This is a genomic window from Streptomyces sp. NPDC086549 (assembly GCF_044746205.1).
In the GTDB taxonomy this organism is placed as follows: Bacteria; Actinomycetota; Actinomycetes; order Streptomycetales; family Streptomycetaceae; genus Streptomyces.
The window spans coordinates 568255-586809 of record NZ_JBIVBS010000003.1 but is presented as its reverse complement, the minus strand read 5'-3'; the positions used below and the strand labels follow the sequence as shown (position 1 = coordinate 586809).

Below are 18555 nucleotides of genomic sequence, written 5' to 3'. Positions count from 1 at the left end.
ACCACGAGGAGCACCATGACCGAGCAGCAGCTGCCCGTCTGGGCCGACCCGGCGGTCTCCCCCGCCGATCTCGACGCCCAGGGCGTGTCGAGACGCCAACTCCTGTGCCGTGCGGGTCTGTTCGGCGCCGCGTTCGCCCTCGGCGGGGCGGCCGCCCCGGCCGTCGCCGCCACCGGCCGGGGCTTCGGCGGCGACGACCCGCGCCTCGCCTACCTCGTGGGCGACCACCACGTCCACTCCGTCTACAGCCATGACGCGAAGTACACGTTCTCCCAGCAGGCCCAGGCCGCCGCCACGTACGGCCTGGACTGGATGGTGTTCAACGAGCACTCCAACTTCGGTCACGCCTCCTACGGCGCCGAGCTGGAGCACCAGGAGATCCTCGAGGCCCGCGCCGAGAACCCGCGCCAGCTGATCTTCCAGGGCCTGGAGTGGTACATCCCGGCCGCCGAGCACTGCACGGTCTTCGCCGCCCCCGGCCCGAACGAGGTCGGCCTGCTCACCCAGTTCGAGCTCGCCTACGACGGCAAGCTCCTCGGCTACACCGACGGCGCCCCCGACAACGCGAACACGGCCCGCAACGAGGCCCACGCGGTCAAGGCCGTCCAGTGGCTGGCCGAACAGCGCCGCACCGGGTACGTCGACGACGTCCTCGTCCTCGCCAACCACCCGCTGCGCCTGGGCATCGACTCCCCGCACGAGATGCGCAACTGGCGCGACGCCGCCCCCGAGATCATGATCGGCATGGAGGGCGCACCCGGCGCCCAGGGCGCTGCCATCCCCGGCTGGCGCGGCTCGACGTCGATCCGCGGCGAGTACGAGAACAAGCCGTCCGCCAACTCCTTCGCCGGCTACCCGGCGGACGCCTATCTCACCTACGGCGGCTTCGACTGGGCGACCGCGACCGTCGGCGGGCTGTGGGACTCGATGCTGGCCGAGGGACGGCTGTTCTCGGTCACCACCAACTCCGACAACCACCGGACCGTCTTCGACACCTGGAAGAACGGCGACTGGCCGGCCGGGCAGAACTTCGACAACACCGGCAGGCTGCCCGACCCGGTGAACACCGACACCCCGCAGCCGGGCAGCGACTTCTGGCCGGGCGAGTTCAGCCGCACCCACGTCGGCGTGACCCGCTACGGCTACCGCGCGGTGATGGCGGGCCTGCGCGCAGGACGTGTCTGGCTCGACCACGGGCATCTGCTCGACGGGCTCGACGTGCGCCTGAAGCGGGACTGCGACCTCGGGCGGGGCGTCACGCTGGGCGGCCGGCTGCGGGTCCGCAAGGGCGACAGGATCACGCTGTACGTGACGGTGACGACCGCCTCCCGCGCCAACCCCCGGGGAATCCTGCCCCGGTTGGCTCATGTGGACGTCATCCGGGGCGCCGTGCGCGGCCCGGTCACGGACCGCGACAGCTGGCGGGCGCCGGACACCAAGGTCGTACAGACCAAGGACGTGTCCGGCCGCACGGGCACGTACACCCTGCGCATCCCGCTGATAGCCGGCGACGAGTCCTTCTACGTCCGGCTGCGCGGCAGCGACGGCAACCGGCACGGGGCCGGGTATCTGGGCGCGTCGGTCGACCCGCACGGCCCGATCCCCCACGAGCCCGGAAACGGTGACCCGTGGGCCGACACATGGTTCTATGCCAATCCCGTCTTCGTGGACGTGGAAGGCCGTTGATGAAGCGTCAGCCGCTCGCCTCACCACCCTGACCGCCGCCCTCGGGCAGATCGCCCTGGACCGGCCGGTGCGCGATGGAGTGCCGAGTCCCCGCGCCGTGGGGCTCCGGCGCGGGGACGTTCGCGGGCGGGCGGACTCCGCCGCGGGGATCAGCAGTTGCCCTTCGTCTCCGTTCCGTCGAACCGGTCCCCGAGCCACTTCACGACGTCACCGATCGACTGCGCGTCGCCGGTGAGGTGGTCGCCGAGGTACGGCGTCCACTGGGTGGTGATCCCGGCGGCGCAGTACGCGCGGCGCGTGCTCTGGCCGGTCTCGGCGGGGATCACCTCGTCGGCCAGGCCGCGGTACTGCAGGACCGGGAAGCCGATCTCGTAGCGGGCCCCCGATCCCGGTGTGCCCACGCCGGCTCCGAGCCTGTTCTGGTCGACGACCTCGCTCCAGGTGCTGCCGTCCGTCCCGCGCAGGGCGTAGAGCTGGTCGAGGGTCAGCCCGTCCTCGGTGTACTGCTCGACCCGGGCGCCCGCGAACCGGGTGACCGTGCCGACGGCGCACAGCGACTCGGCGTCCTGGACGGCCTTGCGGCCGCTGTCGTTGAGGATGTCGTCGAACGGCATGTCCGGATGGGTGACGGACAGACCGATGAACGCGTCCATCAGGAACCCGGCGAAGAACTTCCCGTCGAGGTTGGCCGCCACCTGCTTGAGGTCGGCGGGGATCCCGCCGGAGGCGGAGCCGACGACGTCGAGTTCGGGGGCGTACGACCGGGCGAGCTGGGCCGCCCACAGGCTGCCGGAGCCGCCCTCGGAGTAGCCCCAGATCCCCACCGGCGCGTCGGGGCTCACCCCGCTGCCGGGCACCCGGGAGGCCGCGCGGGCCATGTCCAGGGTGGCGTGGCCGGCCTCGGCGCCGACGGCGTACGGGTGGACCTGGCCGTCCATGTACCCCTGGCCGTCCGTCGCGGCGACGGCGTAACCGGCGTTGAGCAGCGCCGCGATGTTCGGGCCCTCGTAGGCGTCCTGGTACTGGCCCGCGAGCTGCTTGGAGAACGCGCACTGCGGTCCGATGCCGAGGGTGCCGGGCACGAACGCGACCAGCGGCCGCTGCCCCGGTCCGGTCCACGGCTTCTTCGGTACGACGACGGTGCCGGCGACGCCGACCCGCCTGCCCCGCCCGTCGGTGGAGCCGTACTGCACCTTCCACGCGTCGGACGGGGGGCCGCCGACCACCATGGGCAGGGAGTCGACCCGGCGGCAGGCGACGACGTCGCCCGGTGCGGCGGTGGCGTGGTCCGGGGGCCGGTATATGTCGGCGTCCGCCGCGGCGCACGCCTGCGGCGTTCCGGCCGCCGCGGTCACCGTCGGCACCGTCAGCAGTCCACCGAGCAGGCCCGCGGCGGCGAGCAGTGCGGCTCTCCTCGGCAGTGGCTTCCTCGACCTGTATGACATCACCTCAGAGCGTCCCTTCTGTGGGGTGAAGAGAGGTACGTGAAGCTGAGCAGGCCGTGAGGTTACGGAACCGTAGGTAAGCACTGATAGTTAAAGGACGACGAGCCGGAGGAGGCAGTGCTGTGCGCCGATGACTAGCGCCCGACCGCGGCAGGCGAAGGAAACGGAGGGGGCCCCGTCTCCGCCGCTGGTCGGAAACGGGGCCCCGCAGGGGGCGGGAGGCCGGGTCAGCCGGGCAGTGCGGCCAGCAGCCGGCGGTCGCGGGGTGCCGGTTTGCGGTCGAGGCGGGCGTCCAGAAGGCGGCGGGCCGCGCCGCAGCGGCCGGCCGACACCAGGGCGTACAGCAGCGTCTCCTCGACGACCTCGCGCTGGGCCGCGCTGCCGCCGACCCTGCGCAGCAGGGGCAGCAGCGCGTCGAGACCGCGGGCCGCCTCCCGGAACCGCTCCTCCAGGAGCGCCTCCAGGGCCTCGCACAGCGGGGCGACGACCTCACGCTGCACCGGATCGGCGCCCGCCGCGTGGTCGCGCAGCCGGCGCAGGGCGGGCAGGTCGCCGGCGGCGGTCAGCGCCACCGCAGCGTGCAGGGCGGTGAACGCGGTCGCCGGCCGCTCCAGCACCTCGCGTCCGACCGAGTCCAGCACGTCCGCCGCGGGCAGTTCGCCCTGCCAGCTGTCGCTGAGCCGCGCCCGCCACAGCAGCGACCCCGAGTCGACCAGGGCCCGTACGCCGGTGACCCGGCCGGGCGCGAGCTGCGCGAACCAGCGCCTGCGGACCGCGTCCGGGTCGTCGAGGGCCAGTTCGTGCAGGGCGATGTGCCAGGAGAAGTGGGCCCGGTGGACCGTGCCGCGGCCCCGCCCGGACACCCAGCGGTCCAGCCAGTCGCGGCCCGCCTCGTGCGCGCCGGACTCGTAGTGCACATGTGCCAGGGCGTGCACGGCGTGCCCGGAGGCGGGCTCGGCGGCCAGCGCCCGGTGGGCGAGTTCGCCCGCCTCGTGCAGCCGGCCCTGTCCCTGGCGCAGGAAGGCGAGCAGCGAGGTGTGGAACCAGTGGCCGTCGTACGACGGTGACGTCAGTTCGAGCAGGCGCAGCGCGTCGTCGTCGTGCAGGTCGCTCACCCCGGAGAAGGCGATGGTGGGCACGGCGGCGGCGAGCGCGAGCGCGTCCCCGGGGTACGTCCGCAGGTGGCGTACGAGGGTCTCGTCCCCGTCGTCGCAGGTGATCCGGCGGGTGACCACGTCCACGAAGGAGCGCTCGCGCTCGTCGGCCCGCTCGCGCGCCGAGCGCTGTGCGTCGGCGAGGGCGCGGGGCACGTCGACGGGGGCCGCGCACTCGTGGCCCAGCAGGGCGAGGGCGGCGTGGCCGAGGGCGAAGCCGGGGTCGAGGGCGACCGCGCGGGCGAAGGCGTCCTCGGCTCCGGAGCGGACCTTGAGGACCCGGTCGAGTCCGGTGCGGTGGGCGGCGGCCGCCTCGGCGTGGGTGGACAGGGCGAGGCCGTGCCCGTCGACGGGGCGGCGGCCGGTGCGGGGCCTTCGGGTGAGGGGCGCCAGCAGCTGCTGGGCCAACTCGGCTGCCTGGACGCGGATTTCGGGGACGGCGGTGGTCTCCCACAGTTCGCCGCGGCGCGGGGCGCCGAGCGTGAACAGCGGGAGCCCGGTGCGGCCGCGGGCGTCGAGGAGGCGGCCGTCACGGGTGGCGGCGCCCATGCCCAGCGGGCCGTGCACGGCGGCGCCAGACGCGAGCAGCGAGCGCCACAGCGGGTCGTCGAGGTGCCGTCCGGGGCCGGTGCAGTCGATCACCCAGCCGACGTGCAGTGTGCGGCCGCCCGAGAGCTCGACCGCGAGGGTGCCGTCGTCGTGGGCGCCGGCGCGTACGACCGTACCGGTGTGGACGTGGAGGCGGCGGGCGGTGCGGGCCCGGGAGACGTGCTCGGCGGTGGCGGGCGCCATGCGGTGGCGGTGGGTGTTCCACAGGGCGCCCTCGCGGGCCAGGAACTCCTCCTGCTCCTCGGGGGTGAGGCTGCGCCACAGCCGCACGGTGTGCGGGCGCAGGCTGTCCAGGCCGGGGCGCCAGTCGCCGTGGGTGCGCACGGAGCGGCTGAGGTGCCGGTAGACCGCGCGGCGCAGCCTGCCCAGGGAGGTGTCGTCGAGGTCCTCCGGTGCGGGCATCACCCCGGCCGGGCCGAGCGTGTGCGGCTGGGGCAGCAGGCCGCTGCGGGACAGGGCGTGCACGGTGCGGCCGGGGCGGTCGAGGGTCAGGGCGAGGTCGACGGCGGTCAGGCCGGTGCCGACGAGCAGCACGTCGTCGGCGGCGTCCCGCGGGCCGTCCAGGGCGCCCGGCGTCCACGGCGCGCCGACGAAGCGGAGCGAGGTGCGCAGGGCGGGCGGGGCCCAGCCGGCGGTCGGGGCGGCGGGGCCGGTGGCGAGGACGGCGGCGTCCGCGGCCAGGCGCTCCCCGTCGGCGAGGCGCAGCTCCACCCGGCCGTCGGGGGTGCCGGTGCAGCCCTCGGCGCGGGTGCGCAGCCGGCGCACGGCGGCCGTGCCGTGGGAGCGGACGACGGCCTGGCCGAGGGTGTCGGCGAGGTAGGCGCCGTAGCGGTACCGGGTGGCGAAGTCGGCGCCGGTGACCTGTGGTTCGCCGTGCCGGCACAGCCAGCGGGTGAAGTGGCCGGGGTCGTCGGGGTAGGCGCTCATGTTGCCCGCGGGCACGTTCAGGCGGTGGCGCGGGTCGGGGGTGGCGTACGCGGTGCCACGGCCCGCCTCCGGGGCCGGGTCGATCAGGACGACGTCGAGGGGAGTCCGGCGGCGGGTCGCCGTCTCGCAGAGCTGGACGGCGGTCAGGGCGCCCGCCGCGCCGGCTCCGACGATGGCCACAGTGTGCCGCTTGCGGACTTCGGTCACGGATACCTCCGAAAAAGCCGTACGGGGCGCGGGACATCACCGGAGACTCAGGACGCCGGTCGGCTGTTCATACCTCGTTCACAGGGGGATCGGCAGGGGCAGCCACGCTTTTTGGCCGTTTCGGCCGCGGGTCCTCACCCGGATCGGTCCTCACCGGATCGGTCCTCACCGGATCGGTCCTCACCGGAATCTCAGGGAGCGGCCCTCGGATTCAAAGGATCACTACAGACAAGTGGCGCAGGATGCCCAGACACAGATGGACAACTCGGAAAGGCGTGTCGTGGGCGTCTCGCACATATCGAACCGGTCGGGGCGGCAGCCGCGGCGGTGGTCCCGGCGCGGGATCCTCGCCGCTCTCGGGGCGGTGCCGACCGCGGCCCTCGCCGGCTGCGGTTCGTCCACGGACGCGCCTGCGGCCACGGACGGCAAGGGCACCACGGCGTCCGCCGGGGCGGTCACGACCAAGAGGGCGACGATCGCGGTCACGCCCGCCTCCGGCACCAGGAAGGCCGAATTCACCAGCCCCGTCGAGGTCACCGTCACCGACGGCACGCTGGCCTCGGTCACCGTCACCGGCAACGACGGCTCCGCCCTGCCGGGCTCCTACAACGACGCCCGCACGAAGTGGACGTCGGCGAAGAACCCGTACTCGGGCACGAAGTACACCGTGACGGCGAAGGCGAAGGGCGCCGCCGAGGAGACCGTGACGACGTTCACCACCAGGTCGCCGGGCGCGACGTTCGTCGGCTACTTCACGCCCGAGGCTGACTCCACCTCCGGCGTCGGCATGCCGGTGTCGGTCGTCTTCACGCACGCCGTCAAGGACCGGGCCGCCGTCCAGAAGGCGATCACGGTGACCGCGGAGCCCGCCGTCGAGGTGGTCGGCCACTGGTTCAGCGACACCCGGCTGGACTTCCGTCCGCAGACCTACTGGGCGGCCGGGACGAAGATCACGCTCAGTCTGCGGCTGAAGGACGTCGAGGGATCGGATGGTCTATACGGTGTGCAGTCGAAGGACGTCACCTTCCACATCGGCCGCGAGCAGATCAGCACGGTCGACCTGGCGGCGAAGGAGATGACCGTCGAGCGGGACGGCAGGGCCATCGCCACCTACCCGGTGAGCGGCGGCAGCTCCCAGCACACCACCTGGTCCGGGATCATGGTGATCAGCGAGCGGTTCCAGCAGACGCGCATGGAGTCGTCCACGGTCGGGCTCGGCGACGAGTACGACATCTCCGACGTGCCGCACGCCCAGCGCCTGACCACCTCGGGCACCTTCGTCCACGGCAACTACTGGGCCTCCACCTCGGTGTTCGGACACCAGAACACCAGCCACGGCTGCGTCGGCCTGCACGACGCCAAGGGCGCGAACGACAGTTCCGTGGCGGGTTACAAGTTCTACGAGAGCTCGATGCTCGGCGACGTGGTGATCGTGAAGAACTCGGGGGAGAAGACCGTGGAGCCGTCGAACGGCCTGAACGGCTGGAACCTGTCCTGGGCCGACTGGAAGGCGGGCAGCGCCCTTTAGCACGTGGGCGGCTTCACCGGATGAACTCCACCGGGAAGCAAGGACTTTCTTTGATTCAAGCCTTGACGGCCGAAGGAGCGGGGAGCACATTGGGCCCACCCTGAGAGCGCTCTCAGAAGTGGCTCTCGGAGGTCACCCGCGCATCTCCCCGTACCCGAGAGGCACCCCCATGAGTGAAACCTCCGGCATACCCAGACGGCGGCGGGCCCTCGTCGCCGTTCTCGCCACGATCGGTCTGGCGGCCGCCGCGGCCACGGCCGCCACCCTGCCGGCCAGCGCCTCCGCACCCACACCCCCGTCGGGCTGGACGCAGGTCTTCCTGGACGACTTCAACGGCTCGGCGGGCACCGGCGTCAACACCTCGAACTGGCAGTACGACACCGGGACTTCGTATCCCGGCGGCCCCGCGAACTGGGGCACCGGCGAGGTCGAGACGATGACGGCCGGCACGAACAACGTCTCGCTCGACGGCAACGGCAACCTGCGCATCACCCCGGTGCGCGACTCGGCCGGCAACTGGACATCGGGCCGCATCGAGACCACCCGCACCGACTTCCAGCCCCCGGCCGGCGGCAAGCTGCGCGTCGAGGCCCGCCTGCAGATGCCGAACGTCACCGGCACCGCGGCCGAGGGGTACTGGCCCGCGTTCTGGATGCTGGGCGCCCCCTACCGCGGCAACTACCAGAACTGGCCGGGCGTCGGCGAGCTGGACGTCATGGAGAACGTCCAGGGCCTGAACAAGGTATGGGCCACCATGCACTGCGGCACCAACCCCGGCGGCCCCTGCAACGAGACCACCGGCATCGGCAACTCCGTCGCCTGCCCGAACACCACCTGCCAGTCGGGCTTCCACACTTACACGATGGAGTGGGACCGCTCGGTGAGCCCGGAGGCGATCCGCTTCTACGTCGACGGCGTCAACTACCACACGGTCACGGCGAGCCAGGTCGACGCGACGACCTGGGCCAACGCCACCAACCACGGCTTCTTCGTCATCCTCAACGTGGCGATGGGCGGCGCCTTCCCCGACGCGCTGGGCGGCGGCCTGGACAGCGGCACCGAGTCCGGGCACCCGATGGTCGTCGACTACGTACAGGTCCTGCAGTCCGCCGGGAGCGGTACCACGACCCCGCCCTCCGGCAACCGGGACGCCTACAGCGCCATCCAGGCCGAGTCGTACGACAGCCAGTCCGGCGTGAGCACCGAGACCACGACGGACACCGGCGGCGGACAGGACATCGGCTATGTCGCGGGCGGCGACTGGGCCCTGTACAAGGGCGTGAACTTCGGCTCCACGGCGGCCACCCAGTTCTACGCCCGGGTGGCGAGCGGCGCCGGCTCCGGCGTGAGCGGACTGGTCGAGGTGCGCCTCGACAGCCGTTCCAACTCTCCCATCGGCAGCTTCGCGCTGGCCAACACGGGCGGCTGGCAGTCCTGGACGACGGTCCCGGCCAACATCAGTGCCGTCACCGGCACCCATGACGTGTATCTGACCTTCACCAGCGGTCAGCCGGCGGACTTCGTGAACGTGAACTGGTTCGACTTCGGTCACTGACACGGGCGTTCGGCACACCCGGCGGCGCCGGGCGGCTCGGCCTTCACACAGAGGTCGGCCCCCGGCGCCGCCGCCGTGCAACTGTCATGCAGTTGCCGTACAGCCGCCGTACAGCCGCCCGGAGCGTGCGCCGATCCGTACGCCTAGCGCCACTTCGGGCTGAGGGCGATCTCCCGGAGCTGTTCGACGGTGAGCGCCGGGGTCTTGCGGGTCGCGGCGTCGTGCTGGGTGGCGGAGTTGAAGGCGCTGATCACGACACGCCGGCCGTCGGTCCGCATGGTGTCGACCGTCCACATCACGACGCCCTCCCCGCCCTTCTCGCCCGGTCCCTGGTGGACGGCGACCCGGGTGCCGTCGGCCAGGGTCTCGGAGCCGTCACCGAAGAGGTCGCGCTCGACGTCCCGCATGTCGGCCTGCACATTGACCTGGACGAGGCTCCTGCCCTTGCCGTCGTCGACGACGGCGTAGGCGGCGTCGGTGTCGTCGGCGCTCTTGGCCACCACGTGCAGCCCCTTGGGCAGCAGCCCGAGGAGAGTGGTGCGCGCTCCGGTGATCGCGGCGGGTGCACTCGCTGCGGCGGTCGGCTTCTCGGGCCTCTGCGGGATGGAATCGGCGTATCCGCGCCACGCCTCGGCCGTGGCGAGCCGCTTCAGCTCGGCCTTGGTCAGCGGCGGCTCGGACCGGGTGACGGGCGCGTCCTTCTCGGCGGCGGCGTTCCACTCGCTCACGGAGACGTGCTGGCCCGCCGGGGTGACCAGTTCGGCGTTCCACCACTTGGTGTCCACGCGCCGGTCGGGATACTCGTACCCCTGGAGGAGCATGAGCGTCGACCCGTCGGGGAGCCGGCTGGTGGAGCAGTGGTCGTACTCGGTGAACGTCTTGTCCGGGCAGGTCGTGGCCTGACGCGCCTCGTCGCTGCCCGGCTCGACCCGGGTCAGGCTGACACCGACGGCCCCCGCGCCCTTGCCGTCGTCGAAGACGAGGTGCGCGTACGGCGCCGCCGGGGACTCCTCCGTGCCCCGCGCCTCCTGGCCGCTGGTCTCCCCCTTGGGCAGCAGATGCTCCAGCGTGCGGATGAGTTCGTCACCGGTGACGGGAGCGACGGTCGGGGTGCCGGTGCCCTTCGGCTTCGCGGCCACGGAGGAGTGCCCCGGATCGTGGGAGGCGCTCGGCGGCAGGAGCAGTGCCCCGCCCACGCCGATGAGCGTGAGCCCGGCCGCCCCGCCCACGACCGCGGCCCGGCGCCGCAGCCGCAGCCGCCGCCCGCGGACCCGGCCCGCGGCGGTGAGCGCGGCCCGGTCGGTGTCGAAGGCGCCGCCGGTCTCGTGCAGGGCGGCGGAGAGCCGCTCCTCGAAAGGGTCGCTGTGCTGTTCACCAGACATGGCGGACCACCGTTTCCCGGGGGTTGAAGTGATGCGACGGAAAGGAACGAAATGGGGTGGGAAGAAGTGGAAAGGACGGGTAACGGAAAAGAGCGGGAACGGACGGGGTGCCGTCAGGGCCGCGCGTACTCGGCGAGATCCTCGCCCAGCAGTTCCCGCAGCCGCCCGAGAGCCCGCACGCACCGCGTCCGCACGGCCGCCGAACTGGCGTTCATCGCGTCGGCGGTCTCCTCGATGGAGCGGTCCTCCCAGTAGCGCAGGACGACCACGGCCCGGTCCTTGGCGGGCAGCCGGGCGAGCGCCTGCAGCAGGGTCAGCCGCAGGGGCGTGTCACCGGTGGAGTACGGCACGTCCGGCAGCGCGTCGGTCGCCCGCTCGGTACTGCTGCGACGTCGCTGATGGGCGAGGAAGGTCCGGGTGAGGACGGTCTGCGCATAGCCGGCCGGATTGCCGACCCGCGACACCCTCCCCCACCGGACGTACAGCCGCCCGAGCGTCTCCTGCACCAGGTCCTCCGCGAGATGCGTGTCACCCGCGGTGAGCAGACACGCGGACCGGTACAGATGCCCGGAGCGCGCCGCCGCGAACTCGGCGTACTCGTCCGCGCGGACCCGTCCCATACGTGGTTCCCCCTGTCACCGTGCCACCCGATCCGTTCTCACTTCACTGATGCGCCGGGCCCCCGGAAATGTTTCACAGCCGACGGGTAGGTTTCCGTGGGAGAGGACGAAGCACGGGGAACCGGGGGAACCATGACGAGTCAGCCGCCGTACGGCCACCAGCAGCCACCGGGTTTCGGCCCCCCGCCGCCGCAGTACGCCCCGGCGCCGCCGCAGTACCCACAACCGCCGCAGCACCCGCAGCCGCCGGTGCCGGCGATGCCGGCGATGCCGGCGATGCCGCCCCAACCGGCGTCGGCGGGCCCGGAGTTCCTGGCCGTCGACCGCCACAACTCGATCGTGGTCGACATGGAGGGCGTCACCTTCGAGGACCACGGCTTCACCGCCGAGTTCCCCTGGCAGGAGGTCCGCAGCGTCCACTACAGGGCCAGCCCCTCGGGCAAGGCCCTGATGACGGCCGTCGTCCACCTCGACGGCAGGGTCTACGAGTGCGTCGTGACGGCGAAGCCGTGCGAGCTGCTGGGGCAGTGGTTCGCGCAACTGGCGGCGGTGCTGGGCTACTACCGCCCGATGGGGTACTGACGCCCATCGGGAACTGACACCCCACCGGGGACCGACACCCCACCGGGAACCGACAACGGTCCCAGGTCACTACCGCAGCTCCGCGCGGAACGTCACCGGCGTCTGCCCGGTGTGCAGATGGAAGAACTTCGAGAAGTTCGCCGCGTCGGGGAAGCCGACCGCCGCGCCCACCCGGCCGATCGGCATGTCCGTGTGGGCGAGCAGGCGCTTGGCCTCCAGGATCACGCGCTTGTCGATGAAGCCCTTCGGCGTCTCGCCGGTCGCTGCGCGGACCGCGCGGACGAGGGTGCGGCGGGAGTAGCCGAGGGCGTCGGCGTAGGCGCTGACGCTGTGGTTGGTGGCGAAGCCCTTCTCGACCGCGTCGCGGAAGAGGGTGAACGTCGTGCCGGCCTGCTGCCGGGCCGCCTCCGCGGAGCTGGACGCGAGATGCGCGAGGCGGATCAGGAAGGCGGTGAGGGAGTGGCGCAGGACCGCCGTGTGCAGGGTCAGCGGGAGGGTCGCGGTGTCCTCGTACTCGCGTTGCAGCTGGTCGAGGGCCGCGCGCAGGCCGGTGAGCCGCGCCGGGCCGGGGTGCAGCAGGGGCGGCAGGTCGTAGCGGTAGAGGCCGGTGGCCTCCACGGTGGCGCGGGGCAGGAAACCGGGCTGCATGGTCAGGGCGGTTCCGCGGTACTCGTCGGTGTCCGAGAAGCGGTGGACCTGTCCGGGGCGGATCCACAGCAGATCGCCGGCCGTGGCCTCGTACTCGGCGAAGTCGATCATGTGCCGTACCGGGCCGTCGTCGAACAGCATGACCACGTGGAAGTCGATGCGGTGGACGCGCTGGAGGGGGGCGTCCGCGTGCCAGCTGCGCCCGGCGCCCATCGGCCCGGCCTGCATGCCGACCCCGCAGACACTCAGGTCGACCGGGAAGGGGAAGGTTCTGATCCCGTCGCCGTCGCCGCCGTCGGCGCCTTGGACTGTTCTGTCCGCCATGTCCTTCTCGTGCCGCCCCTGTCGTGCCGCCGGTGTCCCACTTTCACCACAGGCTGACACACCTCGACCTTCCCTCGTAAAAGTCAGACTTTTACTTTTGAACGCGTCCCGCCAGCAATCCCGCTTCGATCGAGGATTTCTTGAAGATGAGCACGCAGACCTCCGACGGCTTCGAGTGGACCGACCTCGACCGGCGTGCCGTGGACACCGCCCGCCTCCTAGCGGCCGATGCCGTACAGCGGGCCGGGAACGGCCACCCCGGGACCGCGATGAGCCTGGCCCCCGCCGCGTACACGATCTTTCAGAAGGTGATGCGCCACGACCCGGCCGACCCGGAGTGGACCGGCCGTGACCGTTTCGTCCTGTCCCCCGGGCACACCTCGCTGACCCTGTACACCCAGCTCTTCCTCGCAGGGTACGAGCTGGAGCTGGACGACCTGAAGGCGTTCCGGACCCATGGTTCCAGGACGCCCGGCCACCCCGAGTACGGGCACACCGCGGGCGTGGAGACCACCACGGGACCGCTCGGCCAGGGCCTCGCGAACGCCGTCGGCATGGCGATGGCCGCCCGCTACGAGCGCGGTCTCTTCGACCCGGACGCCCCCGAGGGCGCCTCCCCCTTCGACCACACGATCTGGGCGATCGTCTCCGACGGCGACCTGGAGGAGGGCGTCTCCGCCGAGGCCTCCTCCCTCGCCGGCCACCAGAGGCTCGGCAACCTCGTCCTCCTCTACGACGACAACCACATCTCCATCGAGGGCGACACCGCGACGGCCTTCTCCGAGGACGTGCTCAAGCGCTACGAGGCGTACGGCTGGCACGTGCAGCGCATCGCGCCCGCCGGCAGCGGCGACATCGATGTCCACGCGCTGTACGCGGCCCTGAAGGCGGCGCAGGCCGAGACCGGGCGCCCCTCCATCGTCGCGATGCGCACGATCATCGCCTGGCCCGCCCCGAACGCGCAGAACACCGAGGCCTCCCACGGCTCCGCGCTCGGCGCCGAGGAGATCGCCGCCACCAAGCGCGTGCTCGGCTTCGACCCGGACAGGAGCTTCGAGGTCGCCGACGAGGTCCTGGCCCACACCCGCCGGGCCCTGGACCGGGGCGCCGAGGCGCACGCCGCCTGGGACAAGCGGATCGCCGGGTGGCGCGCCGCGGATGCCGGGCGCGCGCGGCTCTTCGACCGAATCGTCGCCGGTCAGCTGCCCGAGGGCTGGGAGGAGGCGCTGCCGGTCTTCGAGGAGGGCAGGTCGGTTGCCACCCGCGCCGCCTCCGGCAAGGTGCTCCAGTCGCTCGGCGCGGTCGTCCCCGAACTGTGGGGCGGCTCCGCCGACCTGGCGGGCTCCAACAACACGACCATCGACGCCGCGTCGTCCTTCCTGCCGAAGGGCAACCCGCTGCCTCAGGCCGATCCGTACGGCCGCACGATCCACTTCGGCATCCGCGAGTTCTCCATGGCCGCGGCGATGAACGGCATCGCCCTGCACGGCAACACCCGCGTCTACGGCGGCACCTTCCTGGTGTTCTCCGACTACATGCGCAACGCGGTCCGCATGTCGGCCCTGATGCAGCTGCCGGTCACCTACGTCTGGACGCACGACTCCGTCGGCCTCGGCGAGGACGGCCCCACCCACCAGCCGGTCGAGCACCTGGCCTCGCTGCGTGCCGTCCCGGGCCTGAACATCGTCCGCCCGGCGGACGCCAACGAGACCGCGGTCGCCTGGGCCGAGATCATGAGGAGGCACGCCACGCACCCCGCCCCGCACGGGCTCGCACTGACCCGTCAGGGCGTGCCGACCTACGCGCCGGACCCGGACGCGGCCAGGGGCGGCTACGTCCTGCGCGAATCGTCGACCGAGACCCCCGAGGTGATCGTCATCGCCACCGGTTCCGAGGTGCAGCTGGCCGTCGCCGCCCGTGAGCGGCTGGAGGCCGAGGGAATCGGCACCCGGGTGGTGTCGATGCCGTCCGTGGAGTGGTTCGAGGAGCAGCCGCGCGAGTGGCGCGAGAAGGTCCTGCCGCCGTCCGTGAAGGCCCGGGTCGCCGTCGAGGCCGGCATCGGCCTGACGTGGTACCGCTTCGTGGGCGACGCGGGACGCATCGTCTCCCTCGAACACTTCGGCGCCTCCGCCGATGCCGGGACCCTGTTCGCCGAGTACGGCTTCACCCCCGAGAACGTCGCCGCCGCAGCCCGGGAATCCCTGGCCGCCGCCCGCGGTTGATCCGATCGCCAGAAAGAAGATGATCACTGTGACCGAAGCAGCCGCGACCGCGGGAGCACTCAAGCGCCTGTCCGACGAGGGCGTTTCCATCTGGCTGGACGACCTGTCGCGAGGGCGGATCGACTCCGGCAACCTCGCCGAACTCGTCCGGAACAGGAATGTCGTCGGCGTCACCACCAACCCGTCGATCTTCCAGGCCGCCATCGGCTCCGGCGAGGGCTACGAGGAGCAGCTGACCGACCTCGCCGTGCGCGGTGTCACGGTCGACGAGGCCGTGCGGATGATGACGACCGCCGACGTGCGTGCGGCCGCCGATATTCTGCATTCTGTATACACCGCTGCCGATGGCCGCGACGGCCACGTCTCCATCGAGGTCGACCCGCGCCTGGCGCACGACACGGCGGCGACGGTCGCCGAGGCCAGGCAGCTCGCCTGGCTGGTCGACCGCCCCAATGTCATGATCAAGATCCCGGCGACGAAGGCCGGTCTGCCCGCCATCACCGAGGTCGTCGGCCAGGGCATCAGCGTCAACGTCACGCTGATCTTCTCCCTGGAGCGCTACCGCGAGGTCATGGACGCCTACCTCGCCGGCCTGGAGAAGGCCCGTGCGAAGGGCCTGGACCTGTCCACGATCCACTCCGTCGCCTCCTTCTTCGTCTCCCGCGTCGACAGTGAGATCGACAAGCGGCTGACCGCCCTCGGCACGCAGGAGGCCCTCTCCCTCAAGGGCAGGGCCGCGCTCGCCAACGCGCGGCTGGCGTACGAGGCGTACGAGGACGTGTTCGCGGGGCCGCGCTGGCTCGCCCTCTTGGGCGACGGAGCCGACAGGCAGCGTCCGCTGTGGGCATCCACCGGTGTGAAGGATCCTGCATACAAGGACACGATGTACGTGGAGGAGCTGGTCGCCCCCGGCACGGTCAACACCATGCCGGAGGCCACCTTGAACGCCACCGCCGACCACGGCGACATCACCGGCGACACGGTGACCGGCGGCTACGAGCGGGCCCGCGCCGACCTCGCGGCCGTCGAGCGGCTCGGCATCTCCTACGACGAGGTCGTGCAGCAACTGGAGGACGAGGGCGTCGCCAAGTTCGAGGCGGCCTGGCGGGAACTGCTGGACGCCGTCGCGAAGTCCCTCGACAACAAGGGAGTTGACGCGTCATGACCGACAACGCAGCCAAGGAGACGGCGCGGGTGAGCGTCCCCGCCGTCCCGGCCGCCGACTGGACGAACCCCCTGCGCGACGCGCGCGACCGACGGCTCCCCCGCATCGCGGGCCCGTCCGGCCTGGTCATCTTCGGCGTCACGGGCGACCTGTCCCGCAAGAAGCTGATGCCGGCCGTGTACGACCTGGCCAACCGCGGCCTGCTGCCGCCGGGCTTCTCCCTCGTCGGCTTCGCCCGCCGGGACTGGGAGGACCAGGACTTCGCGCAGGTGGTGCACGACGCGGTGCGCGAGCACGCGCGCACCCCGTTCCGCGAGGAGGTCTGGCAGCAGCTCGCCGAGGGCATGCGGTTCATCCCCGGCGACTTCGACGACGACACGGCGTTCAAGCAGCTGCGCGACGCCGTCGAGGAGCTGGACGCCTCCCGGGGCACCGGCGGCAACTTCGCCTTCTACCTCTCCGTGCCGCCGAAGTTCTTCCCCAAGGTCGTGCAGCAGCTGAAGAAGCACGGCCTGGCCAGTCCGCCGGAGGGCGCCTGGCGGCGCGCGGTCATCGAAAAGCCGTTCGGCCACGATCTGATGTCCGCGCGGGACCTCAACACGGTCGTGCACGACGTGTTCGAGCCCGACCAGGTGTTCCGCATCGACCACTACCTCGGCAAGGAGACCGTCCAGAACATCCTGGCGCTCCGCTTCGCCAACCAGATGTACGAGCCGGTCTGGAACCGCAGTTACGTCGACCACGTACAGATCACCATGGCCGAGGACATCGGCATCGGCGGCCGCGCCGGCTACTACGACGGCATCGGCTCGGCCCGTGACGTCATCCAGAACCACCTCCTGCAACTGATGGCGCTCACCGCGATGGAGGAGCCCATCGCCTTCGACGCGGAGGCGCTGCTCACCGAGAAGCTGAAGGTGCTCAAGTCGGTGCGGCTGCCTCAGGACCTGGGCGCGCACACCGTGCGCGGGCAGTACGCGACGGGCTGGCAGGGCGGCGAGAAGGTGCCCGGCTATCTCCAGGAGGAGGGCATCGACCCGAAGTCGAAGACCGACACCTACGCGGCGGTCAAGCTGGGCATCGACAACCGCCGCTGGGCAGGGGTCCCCTTCTACCTGCGCACCGGCAAGCGGCTCGGCCGCCGGGTCACCGAGATCGCGGTGGTCTTCAAGCGGGCCCCGCACTCCCCGTTCGACTCGACGGCCACCGAGGAGCTCGGGCAGAACGCGATCGTCATCCGCGTCCAGCCCGACGAGGGCATGACCGTGCGGTTCGGCTCGAAGGTGCCGGGCACCTCGATGGAGATCCGGGACGTGACGATGGACTTCGCCTACGGCGAGTCGTTCACGGAGTCCAGCCCGGAGGCGTACGAGCGGCTCATCCTGGACGTACTCCTCGGTGACGCCAATCTGTTCCCCCGTCACCAGGAAGTGGAAGAGTCCTGGAAGATCCTCGACCCGATCGAGGAGCACTGGGCCACGCACGGCAGGCCGGCGCAGTACGCGTCGGGCAGCTGGGGGCCCGAGGAAGCCGACGAGATGCTCGCACGAGACGGACGGAGCTGGCGCAGGCCATGAAGATCGACCTGACCGACACCACGGCAAGCAAGATCAACAAGGCGCTGGTGCAGGGCCGCCGTGCCATCGGCACCCCGGCCGTGGGAATGGTCCTGACGATGGTCATCGTCACGGACGAGGAGAACGCCTACGACTCGATCAAGGCGGCGGAGGAGGCCTCGCACGAGCACCCCTCGCGCACCCTGGTCGTCATCAAGCGGCACGCCCGCACCCCGCGCGAGCGCACGCAGTCGCGGCTCGACGCCGAGGTCCGGGTGGGCTCCGAGGCGGGCACCGGCGAGACGGTCGTGCTGCGGACCTACGGCGAGGTCTCCGACCACGCCGACTCCGTGGTGCTGCCGCTGCTGCTGCCGGACGCGCCGGTCGTCGTGTGGTGGCCGGCGGACGCGCCCGAGGTGCCCGCCAAGGACCCGCTGGGCGCGCTGGCGCAGCGCCGGATCACCGACCTGTACGCCGTCGAGCACCCGCTGGAGGCCCTCGACGCCCGCGCCCGCGCCTACACCCCCGGCGACACCGACCTCGCCTGGACCCGTCTGACCCCGTGGCGCTCGATGCTGGCGGCGGCCCTGGACCAGGCCCGGGTGCCGGTGATCTCGGCCGCCGTGGAGAGCGAGGCCGACAACCCGGCCGCCGAACTGCTCGCCCGCTGGCTGGAGGTGCGGCTGAAGGTGAAGGTCGACCGGGTGGTCACCGCGGGACCGGTGGTCACGGCCGTGCGCCTGGGCACCGCGAACGGCGAGATCGTCATCGACCGGCCCGAGGGCCCGCTGGCCACACTGACCCTGCCGGACCAGCCGCCGCGCACCCTCGCCCTGAAGGTCCGCGCCACCTCCGAACTCATCGCCGAGGAACTGCGCCGCCTCGACGCCGACGAGATGTACGCCGTCGCCCTGCGCGGCGAGGGCACCAAGGAGCACGCCTGAC

Annotated in this window: 13 protein-coding genes; 8 read left to right on the top strand and 5 right to left on the bottom strand. The window is 71.9% G+C overall.

The window, feature by feature from the left end; genetic code table 11:
- Positions 1-15: 15 nt before the first annotated feature.
- Positions 16-1686, top strand: a complete 1671-nt coding sequence (locus tag ACIPSA_RS13580; protein WP_402633119.1) for a histidinol-phosphatase — start codon at positions 16-18, stop codon at positions 1684-1686.
- A gap of 149 nt (positions 1687-1835) precedes the next feature.
- On the opposite strand, the gene ACIPSA_RS13575 is transcribed toward ACIPSA_RS13580, so the two are convergent.
- Positions 1836-3131: a lipase family protein gene (locus ACIPSA_RS13575; RefSeq protein WP_402633116.1), complete on the bottom strand. Its 1296-nt coding sequence runs from the start codon at positions 3129-3131 to the stop codon at positions 1836-1838.
- A gap of 227 nt (positions 3132-3358) precedes the next feature.
- Positions 3359-6028 carry an FAD/NAD(P)-binding protein gene (locus ACIPSA_RS13570; protein ID WP_402633114.1) on the bottom strand — a complete coding sequence of 890 codons (2670 nt, stop codon included), beginning with the start codon at positions 6026-6028 and terminating at the stop codon, positions 3359-3361.
- Between the two features lie 280 nt (positions 6029-6308).
- Between ACIPSA_RS13570 and ACIPSA_RS13565 the strand changes: the two genes are divergently transcribed.
- On the top strand, positions 6309-7556 hold the full coding sequence (locus ACIPSA_RS13565; protein WP_402633781.1) for an Ig-like domain-containing protein: 1248 nt from the start codon (positions 6309-6311) through the stop codon (positions 7554-7556).
- 169 nt (positions 7557-7725) lie between these two features.
- Positions 7726-9111: a glycoside hydrolase family 16 protein gene (locus ACIPSA_RS13560; RefSeq protein ID WP_402633111.1), complete on the top strand. Its 1386-nt coding sequence runs from the start codon at positions 7726-7728 to the stop codon at positions 9109-9111.
- Between the two features lie 143 nt (positions 9112-9254).
- On the opposite strand, the gene ACIPSA_RS13555 is transcribed toward ACIPSA_RS13560, so the two are convergent.
- A complete protein-coding gene (locus tag ACIPSA_RS13555) occupies positions 9255-10493 on the bottom strand; it encodes a hypothetical protein (RefSeq protein WP_402633108.1) in 1239 nt (412 codons plus the stop codon).
- Positions 10494-10606: 113 nt separating this feature from the next.
- The gene (locus ACIPSA_RS13550; protein WP_402633106.1) at positions 10607-11113 is read right to left on the bottom strand and encodes a SigE family RNA polymerase sigma factor; all 507 of its coding nucleotides are present in this window, start codon (positions 11111-11113) and stop codon (positions 10607-10609) included.
- 132 nt (positions 11114-11245) lie between these two features.
- On the opposite strand from ACIPSA_RS13550, the gene ACIPSA_RS13545 reads away from it, so the two are divergent.
- A complete protein-coding gene (locus tag ACIPSA_RS13545; protein WP_402633103.1) occupies positions 11246-11695 on the top strand; it encodes a hypothetical protein in 450 nt (149 codons plus the stop codon).
- Positions 11696-11764: 69 nt separating this feature from the next.
- On the opposite strand, the gene ACIPSA_RS13540 is transcribed toward ACIPSA_RS13545, so the two are convergent.
- Complete coding sequence (locus ACIPSA_RS13540; RefSeq protein ID WP_402633100.1) at positions 11765-12667, bottom strand: helix-turn-helix domain-containing protein; 903 nt, start codon at positions 12665-12667, stop codon at positions 11765-11767.
- A gap of 146 nt (positions 12668-12813) precedes the next feature.
- Between ACIPSA_RS13540 and tkt the strand changes: the two genes are divergently transcribed.
- The 4 genes from tkt to opcA are packed head-to-tail and all read left to right on the top strand — an operon-like array spanning position 12814 to position 18554.
- Positions 12814-14889, top strand: a complete 2076-nt coding sequence (gene tkt, locus ACIPSA_RS13535) for a transketolase (protein ID WP_402633097.1) — start codon at positions 12814-12816, stop codon at positions 14887-14889.
- A gap of 19 nt (positions 14890-14908) precedes the next feature.
- The gene (tal, locus tag ACIPSA_RS13530) at positions 14909-16054 is read left to right on the top strand and encodes a transaldolase (protein WP_402633095.1); all 1146 of its coding nucleotides are present in this window, start codon (positions 14909-14911) and stop codon (positions 16052-16054) included.
- Complete coding sequence (zwf, locus tag ACIPSA_RS13525; protein WP_402633092.1) at positions 16051-17631, top strand: glucose-6-phosphate dehydrogenase; 1581 nt, start codon at positions 16051-16053, stop codon at positions 17629-17631. The genes tal and zwf overlap by 4 nt, the downstream gene beginning before the upstream one ends.
- A complete protein-coding gene (opcA, locus tag ACIPSA_RS13520) occupies positions 17628-18554 on the top strand; it encodes a glucose-6-phosphate dehydrogenase assembly protein OpcA (RefSeq protein WP_402633089.1) in 927 nt (308 codons plus the stop codon). Before zwf ends, opcA begins: the two co-directional genes overlap by 4 nt.
- Position 18555: the final 1 nt, after the last annotated feature.